The 15,119-nt window shown below is 65.8% G+C and carries 18 protein-coding genes; 9 read left to right on the top strand and 9 right to left on the bottom strand.

Annotated elements, in window-relative coordinates; all coding sequences use genetic code 11:
• Nucleotides 1–51: 51 nt before the first annotated feature.
• The gene (locus ShzoTeo12_RS12370; protein WP_318909891.1) at nt 52–588 is read right to left on the bottom strand and encodes a MarR family transcriptional regulator; all 537 of its coding nucleotides are present in this window, start codon (nt 586–588) and stop codon (nt 52–54) included.
• Between the two features lie 91 nt (nt 589–679).
• Here ShzoTeo12_RS12370 and ShzoTeo12_RS12375 point away from each other — a divergent pair, with 91 nt between their 5' ends.
• From ShzoTeo12_RS12375 to cysE, 4 genes are all read left to right on the top strand, one after another.
• Complete coding sequence (locus tag ShzoTeo12_RS12375; protein WP_318909892.1) at nt 680–1,471, top strand: creatininase family protein; 792 nt, start codon at nt 680–682, stop codon at nt 1,469–1,471.
• A gap of 99 nt (nt 1,472–1,570) precedes the next feature.
• Complete coding sequence (locus ShzoTeo12_RS12380) at nt 1,571–2,647, top strand: GTP-binding protein (protein ID WP_318909893.1); 1,077 nt, start codon at nt 1,571–1,573, stop codon at nt 2,645–2,647.
• A 31-nt stretch (nt 2,648–2,678) separates the two neighbouring features.
• Nucleotides 2,679–3,668 (top strand): WD40 repeat domain-containing protein, encoded by a 990-nt coding sequence (locus tag ShzoTeo12_RS12385; RefSeq protein WP_318909894.1) that lies wholly within the window; start codon nt 2,679–2,681, stop codon nt 3,666–3,668.
• A gap of 14 nt (nt 3,669–3,682) precedes the next feature.
• On the top strand, nt 3,683–4,492 hold the full coding sequence (cysE, locus tag ShzoTeo12_RS12390) for a serine O-acetyltransferase (protein WP_318909895.1): 810 nt from the start codon (nt 3,683–3,685) through the stop codon (nt 4,490–4,492).
• Between the two features lie 85 nt (nt 4,493–4,577).
• On the opposite strand, the gene ShzoTeo12_RS12395 is transcribed toward cysE, so the two are convergent.
• Nucleotides 4,578–4,880 (bottom strand): hypothetical protein, encoded by a 303-nt coding sequence (locus tag ShzoTeo12_RS12395; RefSeq protein ID WP_318909896.1) that lies wholly within the window; start codon nt 4,878–4,880, stop codon nt 4,578–4,580.
• Nucleotides 4,881–5,129: 249 nt separating this feature from the next.
• On the opposite strand from ShzoTeo12_RS12395, the gene ShzoTeo12_RS12400 reads away from it, so the two are divergent.
• Nucleotides 5,130–6,296 (top strand): hypothetical protein, encoded by a 1,167-nt coding sequence (locus ShzoTeo12_RS12400; protein WP_318909897.1) that lies wholly within the window; start codon nt 5,130–5,132, stop codon nt 6,294–6,296.
• Nucleotides 6,297–6,299: 3 nt separating this feature from the next.
• On the opposite strand, the gene ShzoTeo12_RS12405 is transcribed toward ShzoTeo12_RS12400, so the two are convergent.
• The 3 genes from ShzoTeo12_RS12405 to odc2 form a co-directional block, all read right to left on the bottom strand.
• Nucleotides 6,300–6,746: a glyoxalase superfamily protein gene (locus tag ShzoTeo12_RS12405; RefSeq protein ID WP_119256621.1), complete on the bottom strand. Its 447-nt coding sequence runs from the start codon at nt 6,744–6,746 to the stop codon at nt 6,300–6,302.
• A gap of 189 nt (nt 6,747–6,935) precedes the next feature.
• The gene (locus ShzoTeo12_RS12410; protein ID WP_318909898.1) at nt 6,936–7,523 is read right to left on the bottom strand and encodes an N-acetyltransferase; all 588 of its coding nucleotides are present in this window, start codon (nt 7,521–7,523) and stop codon (nt 6,936–6,938) included.
• 89 nt (nt 7,524–7,612) lie between these two features.
• A complete protein-coding gene (gene odc2 / locus ShzoTeo12_RS12415) occupies nt 7,613–8,746 on the bottom strand; it encodes an ornithine/lysine decarboxylase (protein ID WP_119256619.1) in 1,134 nt (377 codons plus the stop codon).
• Between the two features lie 601 nt (nt 8,747–9,347).
• Here odc2 and ShzoTeo12_RS12420 point away from each other — a divergent pair.
• From ShzoTeo12_RS12420 to ShzoTeo12_RS12430, 3 genes are all read left to right on the top strand, one after another.
• Nucleotides 9,348–10,253, top strand: a complete 906-nt coding sequence (locus ShzoTeo12_RS12420) for a LysR family transcriptional regulator (protein ID WP_119256618.1) — start codon at nt 9,348–9,350, stop codon at nt 10,251–10,253.
• Nucleotides 10,254–10,327: 74 nt separating this feature from the next.
• Nucleotides 10,328–10,969 carry a DUF1007 family protein gene (locus tag ShzoTeo12_RS12425; RefSeq protein ID WP_119256617.1) on the top strand — a complete coding sequence of 214 codons (642 nt, stop codon included), beginning with the start codon at nt 10,328–10,330 and terminating at the stop codon, nt 10,967–10,969.
• Nucleotides 10,963–11,952 carry a nickel/cobalt transporter gene (locus ShzoTeo12_RS12430; protein ID WP_318909899.1) on the top strand — a complete coding sequence of 330 codons (990 nt, stop codon included), beginning with the start codon at nt 10,963–10,965 and terminating at the stop codon, nt 11,950–11,952. Before ShzoTeo12_RS12425 ends, ShzoTeo12_RS12430 begins: the two co-directional genes overlap by 7 nt.
• Nucleotides 11,953–12,012: 60 nt before the next feature.
• Here the strand turns inward: ShzoTeo12_RS12430 and ShzoTeo12_RS12435 are convergent, their stop codons facing one another.
• The 4 genes from ShzoTeo12_RS12435 to ShzoTeo12_RS12450 all read right to left on the bottom strand — a co-directional run bounded on the left by ShzoTeo12_RS12435 (nt 12,013) and on the right by ShzoTeo12_RS12450 (nt 14,471).
• Nucleotides 12,013–12,225: a hypothetical protein gene (locus tag ShzoTeo12_RS12435; RefSeq protein ID WP_313193188.1), complete on the bottom strand. Its 213-nt coding sequence runs from the start codon at nt 12,223–12,225 to the stop codon at nt 12,013–12,015.
• Nucleotides 12,222–12,914 carry a GNAT family protein gene (locus tag ShzoTeo12_RS12440; RefSeq protein WP_318909900.1) on the bottom strand — a complete coding sequence of 231 codons (693 nt, stop codon included), beginning with the start codon at nt 12,912–12,914 and terminating at the stop codon, nt 12,222–12,224. The genes ShzoTeo12_RS12435 and ShzoTeo12_RS12440 overlap by 4 nt, the downstream gene beginning before the upstream one ends.
• A gap of 97 nt (nt 12,915–13,011) precedes the next feature.
• The gene (locus ShzoTeo12_RS12445) at nt 13,012–13,704 is read right to left on the bottom strand and encodes a tellurite resistance TerB family protein (RefSeq protein ID WP_318909901.1); all 693 of its coding nucleotides are present in this window, start codon (nt 13,702–13,704) and stop codon (nt 13,012–13,014) included.
• A 128-nt stretch (nt 13,705–13,832) separates the two neighbouring features.
• A complete protein-coding gene (locus ShzoTeo12_RS12450) occupies nt 13,833–14,471 on the bottom strand; it encodes a 2-dehydro-3-deoxy-phosphogluconate aldolase (RefSeq protein ID WP_318909902.1) in 639 nt (212 codons plus the stop codon).
• A 153-nt stretch (nt 14,472–14,624) separates the two neighbouring features.
• Between ShzoTeo12_RS12450 and ShzoTeo12_RS12455 the strand changes: the two genes are divergently transcribed.
• Nucleotides 14,625–15,110 carry a CYTH domain-containing protein gene (locus ShzoTeo12_RS12455; RefSeq protein WP_318909903.1) on the top strand — a complete coding sequence of 162 codons (486 nt, stop codon included), beginning with the start codon at nt 14,625–14,627 and terminating at the stop codon, nt 15,108–15,110.
• The last annotated feature ends 9 nt before the right edge of the window (nt 15,111–15,119 follow it).

A 15,119-nucleotide genomic window follows, 5' to 3' on the forward strand; every position in this document is an offset into this window, starting at 1 on the left:
TCCCCGACGATCACGCAGCAACGCGGCTTTAAAACCGTTTATTTAAACAGTTTAAATGTCGTCGGCAACAGGCTTTTCGCCGTTTCGGGCCGCATCCGGCAGGCCGGCATGCAGGTTCTCGTCCATGGCGCGCAGGAGCTTGAGGAGATTGCGCACGTCCTTCTCGCTGAGCCCCTCGGCGGCCTGCCGCTCGCTGAGCCGGCCGGCCTCGGTGATGTGGTCGACGGAGGCGCGCCCGGCCTCGGTGAGATGCACGACGGTGAGGCGCCCGTCCATCTCGTCGGGCTTGCGCGCGACGAAACCCTGCGCCTCAAGCCGGCCGATGGTGCGCGTCATGGTCGGCGCCTTGACGCCGAGCCTTGCGGCGAGCGCCCCGGCCGTCAGCCCGCCCTCCTCGGCAAGCGCCAGGATCACGCCGTCCTGCCCGGCATAAAGGCCCGTCGCCAGAAGATTGCGCGAAAGCACCGTGCGCATGGAGCGCGCCGCATTGACGACCGCGGCGGCAAGCCCGGCACCCGAGACCGCCTCGTGCGATTTCTTCTTCTTGACCTTCTTGCCGTCCTTGCCGTCCTTGTGCTTCTTGCCCATGCATCGCCTCCTGCACCGCCCTTGCATCATGGGCGCGGCCTTGTATGACAGAGGACCAAGGCTGGCGGCAAGTAAGGATCGGAGAGACGCCATGGCGCATCCCAAGATGCGGTGGATCGAGAACGACCCCATGCTCACGCCGGAAGACCGCGAAGACTGGATCGCGGTCCTTCCGCTCGGCGCCCATGAGGGCCACGGCCCCCACCTGCCGCTGGAAACCGACACGCTGATCGCCGAGGGCGTCGCCGCCCGGCTGATGGCCGTGCTGCCGCCGCACCTTCCCGTCACCATCCTGCCGGCCGAACCCGTCGGCTATTCGCCGGAGCATCTCGACGTGCCGGGCACCCGCTCGCTCGGCTATGGCGAGGCGATCGAGCGCTGGCTGCGCATCGCGGAGGACCTGCACCGCTTCGGCATCCGCAAGCTCGTGCTGCTCAATGCCCATGGCGGCAACTCGCCCCTGATGACCATCGTCGCGACCGAGGCACGCATCCGGCTCAACATGCTGGTCGTCGCCACCGCCTGGACCCGCTTTGGCCAGCCGGAAGACTGGATATCGCCGGAGGACAAGGCCATCGACATCCACGGCGGCGATATAGAGACCTCCGTCATGCTCGCCCTCCACCCCGAGCTTGTCCGCATGGAAAAGGCCGAGCGCTTCGGCTCGCGGCAGGCCGAGTTCGCCGCGCGCTTTGCGCATCTGCGCGCCTATGGCCCGCATGCCTTCGGCTGGAAGATGTCCGACCTCAACCCGAAGGGCGTCGCGGGCGATGCCAGTGCCGCGACGGCGGAAAAGGGCGAGGTGCTGCTCGCCCATGCCGTGCGCGGCCTCGTCGCGCTTCTGGAGGACGTCGCGGCCTTCGATGCCGGGTCGCTCCGTTAACGTCGGATCATGCCGCGCGGGGATTTGCGCTGGCCCCTTCGATCTCCTATATCAGTGCCAGCGACGGACCCTGGCGTCCGATCATCCTTCGAGGTTCCCATGACCGAAACAGCCCTTCCCAAGCCCATTCCCGTCACCGTGCTCACCGGCTATCTCGGCGCCGGCAAGACGACGCTGCTGAACCGCATCCTCACCGACAACCACGGCAAGAAATACGCCGTCATCGTCAACGAGTTCGGCGAGATCGGCATCGACAACGACCTGATCGTCGAGTCGGACGAGGAAATCTACGAGATGAACAACGGCTGCATCTGCTGCACCGTGCGCGGCGACCTGATCCGCGTGGTGGAAGGCCTGATGCGCCGCCCCGGCCGCTTCGACGCCATCATCGTCGAGACCACCGGCCTCGCCGATCCGGTCCCGGTCGCCCAGACCTTCTTCATGGACGACGATGTGCGCCAGAAGACCGAGCTCGACGCCGTGGTCGCCCTCGTCGACGCCAAGCACCTGCCGCTGCGCCTGAAGGACAGCCGCGAGGCCGAGGACCAGATCGCCTTCGCCGACGTCGTGCTCGTCAACAAGACCGACCTCGTGAGCCCGGAAGAGCTCGCCCGGGTCGAGGCCACGGTGCGCGCCATCAACCCGTCCGCCCGCATCCACCGCACGACCCGCTCGGAAATCGACCTCACCAAGGTTCTCGACCAGGGCGCCTTCAACCTGGAACGGGCGCTGGAAAACGATCCGCATTTCCTCGACCACGATCACCCGGACCATGTCTGCGGTCCCGATTGCGGCCATGACCATCATCACCATGATCACGACCACGATCATGACCACCATCACCACGACCACGGCGTCTCGCCGATCCATGACGTGACGGTGCAGTCGATCTCGCTGCGCGGCGGCGAGATGAACCCCGAGCGCTTCTTCCCCTGGATCCAGAAGATCACCCAGACCGACGGTCCGAACATCCTGCGCCTCAAGGGCATCATCGCCTTTGCCGGCGACGACGAGCGCTATGTCGTGCAGGGCGTGCACATGATCGTCGAGGGCGACCACCAGCGCGCCTGGAAGGACGGCGAGACGCGCGAAAGCCGCCTCGTCTTCATCGGCCGCGATCTCGACCGCGAGAAGATCGAGCGCACGTTCAAGGCCTGCGAGGCGCAGAAAGCATGATGCCGGAAAGCGTGAAGGAAAAGACCCGATAATGCCGACAGTCGCGCCTCTCGATCTCGACGGCCACGTCATCGCGGCCGCCTTCCTTGGCGACGTGCCGTTCTTCGCCACCGCCTCCGGCGCCATCCACCGCCTCGACCAGGGCGAGAAGGTCACCGAGGCCCATGACGGCCTGCTCGCCTGCGTGCGCGACGAGGCGAACGACACGCTGATCACCGGCGGCGAGGACGGCAAGGTGCTGCGCATCGCCGCCGACGGCAGCGCGACGCTTCTGGCCGAAGTGCCGCGCAAGTGGATTTCCGTCGTCGCCGCCGGCCCGCAGGGCGCGGTCGGCTTCGCGGAAGGCCGCACCGCGCGCGTTCGCCTTGCCGACGGCACGATCAAGGAATTCACCGAGGCCCGCTCGGTCGAAGGCATCGCCTTCGCGCCGAAGGGCCTGCGCATCGGCGTCGCCCGCTACAACGGCGCGTCGCTGCACTGGGTCGCCATGGCCGCCCCGCCGGTCGATCTGGAATGGAAGGGCGCCCATACCGGCATCACCTTCTCGCCGGACGGCCGCTTCGTCGTCACCAGCATGCAGGAAAACGCCCTGCACGGCTGGAAGCTCGATGCCAAGCCCGGCGCCGAGACCCGCCACATGCGCATGACCGGCTATCCGGCCAAGGTGAAGTCGCTTTCCTGGTCCGCCAAGGGCAAGTGGCTCGCCTCGTCGGGTGCACCGGCCGCCATCGTCTGGCCCTTCTCGGCCAAGGACGGCCCGATGGGCAAGCCGCCGCTCGAACTCGGCACCCGCGCCGATGTCATGGTGACCGCCGTCGCCTGTCATCCGGGCGAGGATGTCGTCGCCATCGGCTATTCCGACGGCATGGTGCTGGCGGCCCGCTTCGCCGACAGCCGCGAGGTGCTGCTGCGCCGGCCCGGCAAGGGCGCCGTCACCTCCATGGCCTGGAGCCGCAACGGCAAGCTTCTCGCCTTCGCCAGCGAAGCCGGCGATTGCGGCGTCATCGACCTCGCGGGATAGGAACAGGAAGAGCCATGCCCGAGGCGAGCCTCCACGCGTTTCCGGCCAAGAGCTGGCCGGAAAGCCCCGTCTGGGCCGAGGTCCACGCGGCCGCCGAACGCCGCGCGCTGGAGCAGCCCTATCTTACCGAATTCATGATGCCGGTACTCAGGGCCTCGACCGGCCGGCAGATGCTGATCGGCGCGCTCGCCGCGCGCCTTTCCCATTCCCCCGGCGACCGGGCGCTCGCCGCACAGATCCTCTCCTCCGTCGGGGACGAAACGCTTCTCGGCGAGACGGAAGCCGACATCGCGGCGGTCGTCTCGCGCGACCCGGCAAGCCCCGATCCGCTCGTCGCCCTTCTCAATTTCAAGGGTTTTCAGGCCCTGCAGGTCCACCGCTTCTCCCACCGCCTGTGGCGGGACGGCAGGATCGAGGCGGCGCGCTGGCTTTCCTCGCAGGCCTCCCTCGTCTTCGGGCTGGATATCCATCCCGGCGCGCGGATCGGCCGCGGCATCATGCTCGACCATGGCCTCGGCATCGTGATCGGCGAAACGGCGGTCGTCGAGGACGACGTCTCCATGCTGCAGCACGTCACGCTCGGCGGCTCCGGCCGCGCCAAGGGTGACCGCCATCCGAAGATCCGCCGCGGCGTCCTCATCGGCGCCGGCGCGAAGGTCCTCGGCAATATCGAGGTCGGCGCCTATAGCAAGGTGGCGGCCGGCAGCGTCGTGCTCGAGGCCGTTCCTCCCTACAGCACCGTCGCCGGCGTTCCGGCAAAGGTCGTGCGCACCCACGGCGCCGGCGAGATGCCGGCCGTGACGATGGACCAGCGGATCGACTGATCTCCCTCCCCGACAATCAAAAACCCGGGAGAGCGGAGCTCTCCCGGGCCCACTGGCCGCAGGGACAGGGCGGGGGGAGGTGCGGTCAGTGTTTACGGGACTTGCAGCCGCAGTCGCTGCCGCCGCCGAGGATGCCGAGGGCATTGCCGTTCAGGATGCCCGACAGCGTGCCGTTGAGGCTGTTGTTGAGCACGCCGTTCAGCACCTTGTTGTTGTCGTTGTCGCTGAGGATATTGCCGACACCGACGCTGGGGGCGATGACGATGCCGCCCGCCTTGGTGTTGTTGCCGCTGAGGATGCCGAGGCCGAGCAGGCCGCCGGCGGAAGCCTGGCTCGCGCCGGCAAGAGCGATGACGGTTGCGATGGCGATGATGCGGGTCTTGTTCATGATCTCTCTCCTTTGGTTGTGCACCTCATTGATGCACAATCGAGAGTAATATAAGCACCGCTTTACTCAACCCGATTTGCCAATCATGGCAAAGAGTTAACCATAACGTCGACAAGTTTAACAATTCCTGACTTCATACAATTTATAGTATATAAAATTGCATTACACGGTTGAATTTCAACCATTGGAAGAATTTTTAACCATGCAACCCTAGGATTCCGTTCCAGAAACGGACAGGGGCAGAAACCGATGCGTTCTCTTCATGGCTTGCTTTGTGCGGCACTGATCGTCGCTTTCTGCAACCCGGCAATTGCCGATTCAACCGTCGATTACAGTATCGGCGGCGGGCGCACCTCGAATGTTTTCAAGGATCCGACACTGCTTTCCTCTCCTTTCGGCGAGGCGAAGCTCGCCTTTCGCGGCAGCCTTTCGCTGGAGGACGCGCAGCTCGCCTATGGCCTGACAGCGAGCGTCCGGCGCATCGCACGCTACCATTTCGCCGACGAGCGGCGGGCAGGCGTCGAGATCGGCTATATGCGCGAGCTCGGCGAGGGCGTGAAGCTCACCCTCAAGGCCGGTATCGAGCACCGGCGGGACGGCGATCTCTTCCTCGCCCTGCCCGGCCTCCTGATCGGCTACAGCAAGGTCGATATCGCCGGCGCCGCGAGCGCCGGCATCACCGCCGAGCATGGCGGCGGCAAGAGCCATTTCACCGCCGCCCTTTCCAGCCTCGACCGGGGCAAGGTGGATTTCACGCTGATCGGCCTGCCCCGCACGCAGCTCGAGGCCGACAACCGGCTCTTCGACCTCACCGCCGGCCATATCCGGCCGCTCCTCGGCGGCGAGATCGGCGCGACGCTGCAATATCGCACGAACCGCATTCCCGCCGGCCAGCAGGAACGGCTCAATCGCTATCCCGCCCATGTGCTGCGCGGCTCGCTGGCCTATGGCCGCACCTTCGCCGAGGCCGTCACGCTGATGGCGGAGGCCGGCGTCCTGCGCATCGGCAGCCCGGAACTCGGCAGGACGGTCGAGCGCAGCCGCCCCTTCCTGAAGGCGGAACTTGCCGTCCAGCTCCCGCGCGACACCGTCTTCAAGGCGAAGCTCGCGCGCGACATCCAGCTCGCCGATATCGACGACCCGCTCGGCGAGGACGTGCGCACGGTCGGCCTCTCGCTGGAAACGGCGCTGACGGAAAAGCTCAAGCTCGGCCTTGCCTTCGAACACGCCTATAGCGACTGGCTCTATTACGACTACCGCACCCACACGACCGCGACGACCGCGACCCTCACCTATACGCTGGCGAAGGGCGCGGCCGTGGCGCTGGAATACAGCCACCTCGTCCGCCGCGAAACGGACAAGGCCGCCAACTTCAAGGTCGACGGCCTCGCGATGCGGCTCTCGGGCTCGTTCTGAGGCTCACCATTCGAGTTCGAGATGCGGCCGGCCGTTCGAGGTCTTCTCGATGGTCCGCCCCGTCTCGTCGATGGTGCAGCTCACGCGCTGGCGGAAGGCCGAGAAGCTTTCGAAGGTCACCACATCCACCGGCTCGTCGAAATGCAGCGTCATTCGGTAACGGCCCGGCTGGCTGGTGATCGCCTGAATGCCGAGAACCTCCGCATCGAACGGCTGGCCGAGATAGTGGCCCCGCACGCGCGAGCCCAGCATCCACGGATCGAAGGGCGGCCGGTTGCCGACGGCGGCGTGCAGCGTGTTCCAGTCGCGAAAGCCGTATTGCGCGGCGATCAGCTCCAGTGCGCGGGAATGGGAAATGTCCTGCCCCTCGGCGGAAAAGCGCGCGCGCAGCCGCTTCGCCTGGTCCTTCAGGGCGTCGAGGGATGGTAGTGGCGTCGATGATGGACGCATGTCGTCTCTCCAGTCGGTGCATGCGTCGTTTCGGAGGGAGTCCGCATTGCCGCCGGTTCGCATGCCTGATGCTGGAAGACCGATCGTTTCTGAGAGAGACTTCACCAAAGCTTGCACTCGCGGACGGCAGGGGCTCTCACCCTGCCGTCCCGATAACGCAGCAAGCCGGAAAAGTCAAATTGCGCGGGGTCAAGCCGCCTTGCGCAACGGCGCCGAAAGGCGCCGGCCGCTCGCGACGAGCATGCCGGCCGCGCCGGCCAGCCAGCCGTCCTTCAGCTCCAGCGCCAGGAAGCGGCGGCGCTCGAAGGGGCCGGGCATGACGAGATGCTGCGCCCTGTCGGCGAAGAAACCGAAGCGCTCGTAATATTCCGGATCGCCGACCAGCAGCACCGCGCCGTGCCCGCGGTCGCGCGCCTCGGTAATCGCCGCGCGCATCAGCGCACCGCCGATGCCCTTGCCCTCATGCGCGCAATCGACGGCGAGCGGGCCGAGCAGCAAGGCCGGCACGGCATTGCCGTCGGCATCGACACCCGCCTCGACATCCCACAGGCGCACCGTCCCGATGACATGGCCGTCCGCATCGCGCGCGACGAGGGCGAGGCCCTCGGCCGGCAAGCGGCCCCGGCGCAGCTTTTCCGAGGATTTGCGGAAGCGGGCCTCGCCCATGACGCGGTCGAGCAGACGCTCGCGCGCGACGACGTCGCCGGCATTTTCCCGGTCGATGGTGAAGGCAGCATGCGCGAAGAACGCGCGGACAGAATCAAGAACAGTGGCCATCTTGGCCTCCCGAACTCAAAACCGATTCAAACGGTATCCGGAATGAATTGTGAAGCTGGCGCTCCCGCAGGGACGGGAGCGCCCGGTCGTCAGATGACGTAGGCCTTGAGCGGCTCGAAGCCGTTGAAGGCGACGGCCGAATAGGTCGTCGTATAGGCGCCGGTGCCCTCGATCAGAACCTCGTCGCCGATCGAAAGGGTGATCGGCAGCGGATACATGTTCTTCTCGTACATCACGTCGGCCGAATCGCAGGTCGGGCCGGCGAGCACGCAGGGCTCCATCTCGTCCGCGTCGCGCTCGGTGCGGATCGGGTAGCGGATCGCCTCGTCCATGGTTTCGGCGAGGCCGCCGAACTTGCCGATGTCGAGGAAGACCCAGCGGTGGTTGTCGTTGTCCGACTTCTTCGAGACGAGGACGACTTCCGCCTTGATCACGCCCGCATTGCCGACCATGCCGCGGCCCGGCTCGATGATGGTTTCCGGGATCTGGTTGCCGAAGTGCTTCTTCAGCGCACCGAAGATCGCCTGGCCATAGGCTTCGGCGGACGGAACGTCGCGCAGGTACTTCGTCGGGAAGCCGCCGCCCATATTGACCATCTTCAGCTCGATGCCCTGCTTGGCAAGCTGCACGAAGACGCGCTTGGCATCGGCAAGGGCCGAATCCCAGGCGTCGAGCTTCGTCATCTGCGAGCCGACATGGAACGAGACGCCGTAGGACGTGAGGCCCAGCTGGTGCGCATAGACGAGCACGTCGACGGCCATCTGCGGCACGCAGCCGAACTTGCGCGACAGCGGCCATTCGGCGCCTTCGCCATCGGTCAGGACGCGGCAGAAGACACGCGCGCCGGGGGCGGCGCGCGAAATCTTCTCGACTTCCTCATGGCTGTCGACAGCGAAGAGCGAGACGCCGAGCGCATGGGCCTTAGCGACGTCGCGTTCCTTCTTGATCGTGTTGCCGAAGGAGATGCGCGAAGCGGTCGCGCCGGCATCGAGCGCCATTTCGATCTCGGCGACGGACGCGCAATCGAAGTTGGAGCCCATGGAGGCGAGGAGGCGCAGGATTTCCGGCGCCGGGTTGGCCTTCACGGCATAGTAGATCGCGCTGTCGGGCAGCGCATGGCGGAAGGCCTTGAAGTTGTCGCGCACGACATCGAGGTCGACCACGAGGCACGGGCCGTCGGGACGTCGGGTGTTCAGGAAGTCGATAATACGTGCAGAAGCCATCTCGGTATTCCCCATATCCAGGTTGCTCCGGGGAAACCCCAGAGGACAAAGGGCAGATGCGGCAACGCTCTGGAACCAGCCGGTGGAGACCCCGGAACCAAGCATGCGCAAATGCGCGAACGGTGAACCGAAGCCCGCCTAGGCTTCAATTCGGCTTTGTCTGCCATGGATTGGTGGGAAACCCGACCGCACTTCCGGCAATGAAGGTGTGCCTCTTCAGTAACCCCGGCTGATGGAAAGCCGGCAGACACCAGAAAGGCCCGCACCGTCGTTGCTTCAAGATGTCCTCGCATTTCCCGGTTGGCCGGAATAGCGACTGGAGCGGTTAGGTCCAGGTACCTTACCGATGATCCTCACCAAATCGAGGGTCGGCGGACACCCACAGGCACGTGCGACTTTGGGCAAGCGCGGAGATAAGAAGAATCGCTGTCGTAATCAAGAGGTTTTTTGCAGGCTGCTATTGAAAATATTGTGACAGCCACGACATTCGCCGGACTGGTTTTTGAAGATCGTTTATAACATGCCGGCCACCGCATTTCGGCCGGAGGCTCGCCGACCTCGCATCCCGCCGGGATGGGCGCGGGCAGCCAAGTGGGGATACATGGATACACTGACCCGAATCCGGGCCTTTATCGACGTCGTCGACGCCGAAGGCTTTTCCGCCGCCTCGCGCAAGACCGGCCGGTCCAAGGCGCTGCTGTCGAAATATGTGCGCGAACTGGAGGACGAGCTGGGAACGCTCCTGCTCAACCGCACGACCCGCCAGTTCTCGATGACCGAGGCGGGCCATACCTATTACCGCACCGCCTCCGACATCCTGAAGGAGATCGACAACCTCGCCGATCTCGTGCGCGAGAAGAACACGGACCTGCGCGGCAAGCTGAAGGTCTCCGCCCCCCGCACCTTCGTCGATGCCGATATCGGCCAGTCGCTGATCGATTTCGGCCGCGAGCATCCCGAGCTCTCGCTGGAGATCGTTTCGGACGACCGCTTCGTCGATCTCGTCGAGGAAGGCTTCGACGTGGCGATCCGCATCACGCGGCTGGAGGACTCCGCCCTCATCGCCCGCAAGCTCGGCGATTTCTACCTGAAGATCTGCGTGACCGAGGAATTCCTCGAACATGCCGGCCCGATCAACCATCCGAGCGATCTCGCCCGCCTGCCCTGCATCATCGACACCAACGGCAGGTCGCACAGCAACTGGCGCTTCATCGACGACAAGGGCGCAAGCTTTTCCGTTCCGGTCGCCGGCCATATCGAAGTGAACAGCCCGACGGCGGCCGTGCGCGCGGCGGCAAGCGGCCTCGGCGTCGCGCAGGTGCCGGCCTTCATCGCCCGCCCCTGCCTCGATTCGGGCCGCATCGTCTCGATCCTGGAGGATTATCTTCCGACGGACCGCGGCATCTATGCGATCTATCCGCACCGGCGCTACCTGCCGGCCAAGGTGCGCACATTCGTCGATTTCCTGCACGCCTGGTTCCGCCGCAATCCGGGCGTGGAAGCATAGCAAGGTCCCAATTCCGACCCATTTCCGTTCCATTCATCCGGCCGATTCACGCCGCCCGGGAGGTTTGAAAACCCATGCGATTCCTTCCTCTTCTCGTCGCCGGCACGGCCCTTCTTGCCCCCGTCGCCGCGCTGGCGCATCCGCACATCTTCGCCGAAGCCCGGCTGGAGGTGGTCGCGGATGAAGGGGGGACGATCAGCGAGCTGCGCAATGTCTGGCGCTTCGACGAGATGTTCTCGGCCAGCGTCGTCATGGATTTCGACAAGAACAGCAACGGCCAGCTCGATCCGGACGAACTGGCCGAGGTCGGCAAGACGGTGCTCGAATCGCTGGAGGAGTTCAACTACTACACGACGATCACCGAGGACGGCAGGACGCTGAAGGTCGCCAAGCCGGACGTGATCAATGTCGACTTCAAGGACGGCCAGCTCCTGATGTTCTTCACGGTCAAGCCCGGCGAGGTCATGCCGCTCAAGGGCAAGCTCACCTTCGGCGTCTACGATCCCACCATGTATGCCTCGATGGACTTCGCCTCCGACAGCGATCTCGTGACCGTCGGCGACAAGCTCGATGCCTGCAAGCATCAGGTGGTGCGGCCGGATCCCGACGAAGTGCTCTCGCAGAACCAGAGCAGCCTGACCGACGCCTTCTTCAACGACCCGACCGGCACCGACATGTCGAAACTCTTCGCCACCCGGCTGGAGGTCACATGCTGAGTCGCGGCCGTGCCCTTTCGCTTGTCACGCTGGCTCTTGCCGTCGCGGCGACGGCAACCCTCGCCCACGCCCAGTCGCCGCTCGGCATCGGCTCGGCGGAGCCCGGCTTCAACACGACCGGCGCCTTCGGCGGCCTCTTTGCCTGGATCAACGCGCAGCAGCAGGGCTTCTACCGGCTGATGACCGGCGCGCTGAAGGACATGCGCCAGAACCCCTGGGCGGCCTCGACGCTCGTGACACTTTCCTTCGCCTACGGCGTCTTCCATGCCGCCGGCCCCGGCCACGGCAAGGCGGTCATCTCCTCCTACATGCTGGCAAACGAGGTGGAGCTGAAGCGCGGTGTCGCTCTTTCCTTCCTCTCCTCCATCCTGCAGGGCGTCGTCGCCATCCTGCTGGTGGGCGCCGCCTATCTCTTCCTGCGCGGCACCACGGTCTCGATGACGGACGCGACGCGGGCGCTGGAAACCGGCAGCTACGCCCTCATCGCCCTCTTCGGCGCATGGCTTCTCTTCCGCAAGCTCCGCCCCGCCCCCCGCGTCTCCAGGCTCGGCGTGCAGGCGGTCGAGGTGCGCGGCCATGCGCATCATCACCATCATGCGGGCGAGGTTTGCTCGACCTGCGGCCACGCCCATGCGCCGGACCCGTCGCTGCTGAAAGGCGATCGCTTCGCGCTGCGCGAGGCGTGGTCGGCCATCGTCGCCGTGGGACTGCGCCCCTGCTCCGGCGCGCTCATCGTGCTGAGCTTCGCGCTTCTGAACGGCCTCTATCTCGGCGGCGTGCTCGCCGTGCTCGCCATGTCGATCGGCACGGCCATCACGGTCTCGACCCTCGCTACGCTCGCCGTCACCGCCAAGGGCGCGGCCGTGCGCTTCGCCGGCAACGGCTCGGCGGCGCTGCGCGTCGGCACCGCCATCGAGATCGCCGGGGCGGCGCTCGTGATGATCATGGGGCTGCTCCTGCTCGGAGCCTCGCTGCAGGGCTAAAGCAATTCCAGCAAAAGTGCGAAGCGGTTTTGCGTCCGGAATTGCGTTGAAACAGACGTTCTAGTTGCCGCGCTTGCGCTGGTAGCGCGCCCTGAGCCAGAAGAGCAGGAAGAAGCCGAGCACCAGCAGCGCGCCGAAGGCGCCCGCCAGCCACGGCGAGACATTGCCGAGCGCGACCATCATGCGCGGCAGGAAGTAGAACACCACGCCCGTTCCGAGCAGGATGAACAGCGCCGCAAGCGCCGCCGACTTTCCCTTGGCCTCGCCGCTCACGCCGCGTCCGCCTTGGCGATCTCGGCGCGGATATCCTCCAGCCTGCGCTTCTGCCGTCCCTCGGCATCGAAGTTCTCCGGCAGGAGCCAGGCATCGAAGGCCTTGGCGACGACCGGCCATTCACTGTCGATGATCGAGAACCAGGCAGTATCGCGGTTCTCGCCCTTGGAGAGCATGTGCTGGCGGAAGACGCCTTCGAAGGTGAAGCCGAGACGGGCGGCGGTGCGCTTGCTGGCCGCGTTGTCGTTATGGCACTTCCACTCGTAGCGGCGATAGCCGAGATCCTCGAAGACATGCCTGGCGAGGAGATACTGCGCCTCGGTGGAGAGCGGCGAGCGCGACATGCCCCCGCCATGGGCGATGCCGCCGATCTCGACCACGCCATTGGCCGGGTCGGGCCGCATGTAATGCGCCATGCCGACTGGCTTGCCGCTCGCCTTGTCGACGATGACCTCGCGCACCCAGCCGGACTTGATCGCGCCTTCCGACCACGTGTCGAAACCCTCGATGCCCGAGAAGTCGGCCTGCGTGAAGTAGCGCAGCAGCGGGTTGATCGCCATGCCGCCGAAGGCATCCCAGAGCGGCTGGAGGTGCCTGGCGCGATCATAGGGCTCGATGCGCACAGTGCGCCCTTCGAGCGTCACCGGCGCCGGCGGCGGGCAACCTTTCCAGTCCTTGAGATCGCGCATGAAAATCCTCCTTCGGTCCTGCCGAAGGGATAGAACAGCCGGCGGGCCGAAGCAATCGGCAAAGCAGGGAGCGGCGTTCGGCCGCTCCCCGTAAATGTCAGACGGTCGCGGCCGAAACCGTCGCCTCGATATGGTCGACCAGCGCATCGGCAAGGCCGAGGCGCCCGGCGAGAAGATCGAGATAACCGCGCTCGGCGCGCGTCTTCGGCTCGATGGCGAGGCGAGAGGCGGTATAGAGCTCGACGCGCTGCTCCTCGGTCGTCGCGGCCGCGACGATCGCGTCGAGATCGACCGGATTGGCAAGCTCGTCCTCGAGGAACCGGGCGGCGTCGGCGCCGAGCCCGGAGACCTTCAGCTTGTCCATGATGCGGGCGCGCTCGGCATCGTCGATATGGCCGTCGGCGCGCGAGGCGGCGATCATGGCGCGCACGAGGACGAGGGCGAAATCGGTGCCGACCGCCTCGGGATGGAAGCCGGAATCGGCCGGCGGCGGCAGGAGCTCCGGCGTACCGGCCTGCGCGGTCTCCGCCGGGTTCTGTCCGTCGCGATAATTCTTGTAGGCCTGGTAGCCGAGGCCGGCGATGGCGGCGAGGCTGCCGAGCTTCAACGCCGAGCCCGCGACCTTGCGCCCGCCATCCGTGCCGAGCAGCACGCCGGCAATGGCGATGGTGGCGAGCGGATTGTCCTTGGCGAGTTGGGTGACCTGGCCGGCGCGGTCGCGCACGGTTCCGCCCGCGCCCGGCACCTGCGAGCCGAGGAACTGGTCGAGCAACGTCTTGGGGTCGAACATGGGCGTCTCCGTTTCTCCTGTCGCGGCAAGAAGCCGGCTGCAAGGCAAGATAGGAGTGCCCCTTTCAAATTACAAATGCATGACGGGCGGCCGATGGCCGCCCGTCCGCAATTCCGTCGATCCTGCCTTCAGCCCTTGAGGGCGGCGGCTTCGGCGGCAAGCTTCTCGATGCTCGCCCAGTCGCCCTTGGCGACGAGATCCTTCGGCGCGACCCACGAGCCGCCGACGCACACGACATTCGGCAGCGAGAGATAATCGCGCGCATTGGAAAGCGAGATGCCGCCCGTCGGGCAGAACAGCGTGCCGGCGAGCGGCGAGGACAGCGACTTGAGATAGGCCGCTCCGCCCGCCTGCTCGGCCGGGAAGAACTTCATGACCTGATAGCCCTCCTCGCGAAGGCCCATGACCTCGCTGGCGGTGGCCGCGCCCGGCAGCAGCGGGATTTCGGAATCCGCCGCCGCATCGATCAGCTCCTGCGTCGTGCCGGGGCTGACGATGAACTGCGAGCCCGCCTCGACCGCCGCCTCGTACTGCGCGGCATTGAGGATCGTGCCGGCACCGGCGACGGCGCCCTCGACCTCGTTGGCGACCGCGCGGATCGCCTCCAGTGCGGCCGTCGTGCGAAGGGTGATCTCGATGGCCTTCAGCCCGCCGGCGACCAGCGCCCGCGCGAGCGGAACCGCCGTCTTGACGTCGTCGACGACCAGCACCGGCACCACCGGCTGCAGCTTCAGGACGGAAAGGAGCTTGGCGTTTTTCTCGCGCATGGCACCACCTTTTAAAACGATTGAATTGAGAGCGGCATACCGCGTCCGCGACGTCGTGTCGAGCCTAAAGCATGATTCATGGCCTTGTCATGACACACTTATCGTGTAGTGTTTGCCTCGCCCAAGCCCATCTCCAACAGCGAAAGCATGCCTATGGCAAAAGAGATCGAGCGGAAGTTCCTGGTATCGGGGCAACGATGGCGCAGTGCCGCGAACGAGGGCATCGCCATAAGGCAGGCCTATATCGTCGCGCAGGACGACCGGTCGCTGCGGGTTCGCCTCTATGGCGACGGACGGGCGCGCATCACGCTGAAAGTCGGCCATGCCGCGCTGGTGCGCGACGAATACGAATTCGACATCGATCGCGACGAGGCCGAGGACATGCTGCGCCATGCCGTCGGCAAGGTCATCGAGAAGGTGCGCTACAAGGTGCCTCATGAAGGCCATGTCTGGGAGGTCGACGTCTATGACGGCGCCCATCGCGGCCTGGTGATCGCCGAGGTCGAGCTCTCCTCGATCCACGACGAGCCGGAACTGCCCAACTGGGTGGGCCGGGAAGTGACCGGCGAAAGCCGCTATTCCAACCAGTCGATGGCGCTCGGCATCAGCAATGGCGCGAGCCTTCGCCAGCTCGCCTGATCCGTTACA

It is taken from the genome of Shinella zoogloeoides (assembly GCF_033705735.1).
In the GTDB taxonomy this organism is placed as follows: Bacteria; Pseudomonadota; Alphaproteobacteria; order Rhizobiales; family Rhizobiaceae; genus Shinella; species Shinella zoogloeoides_A.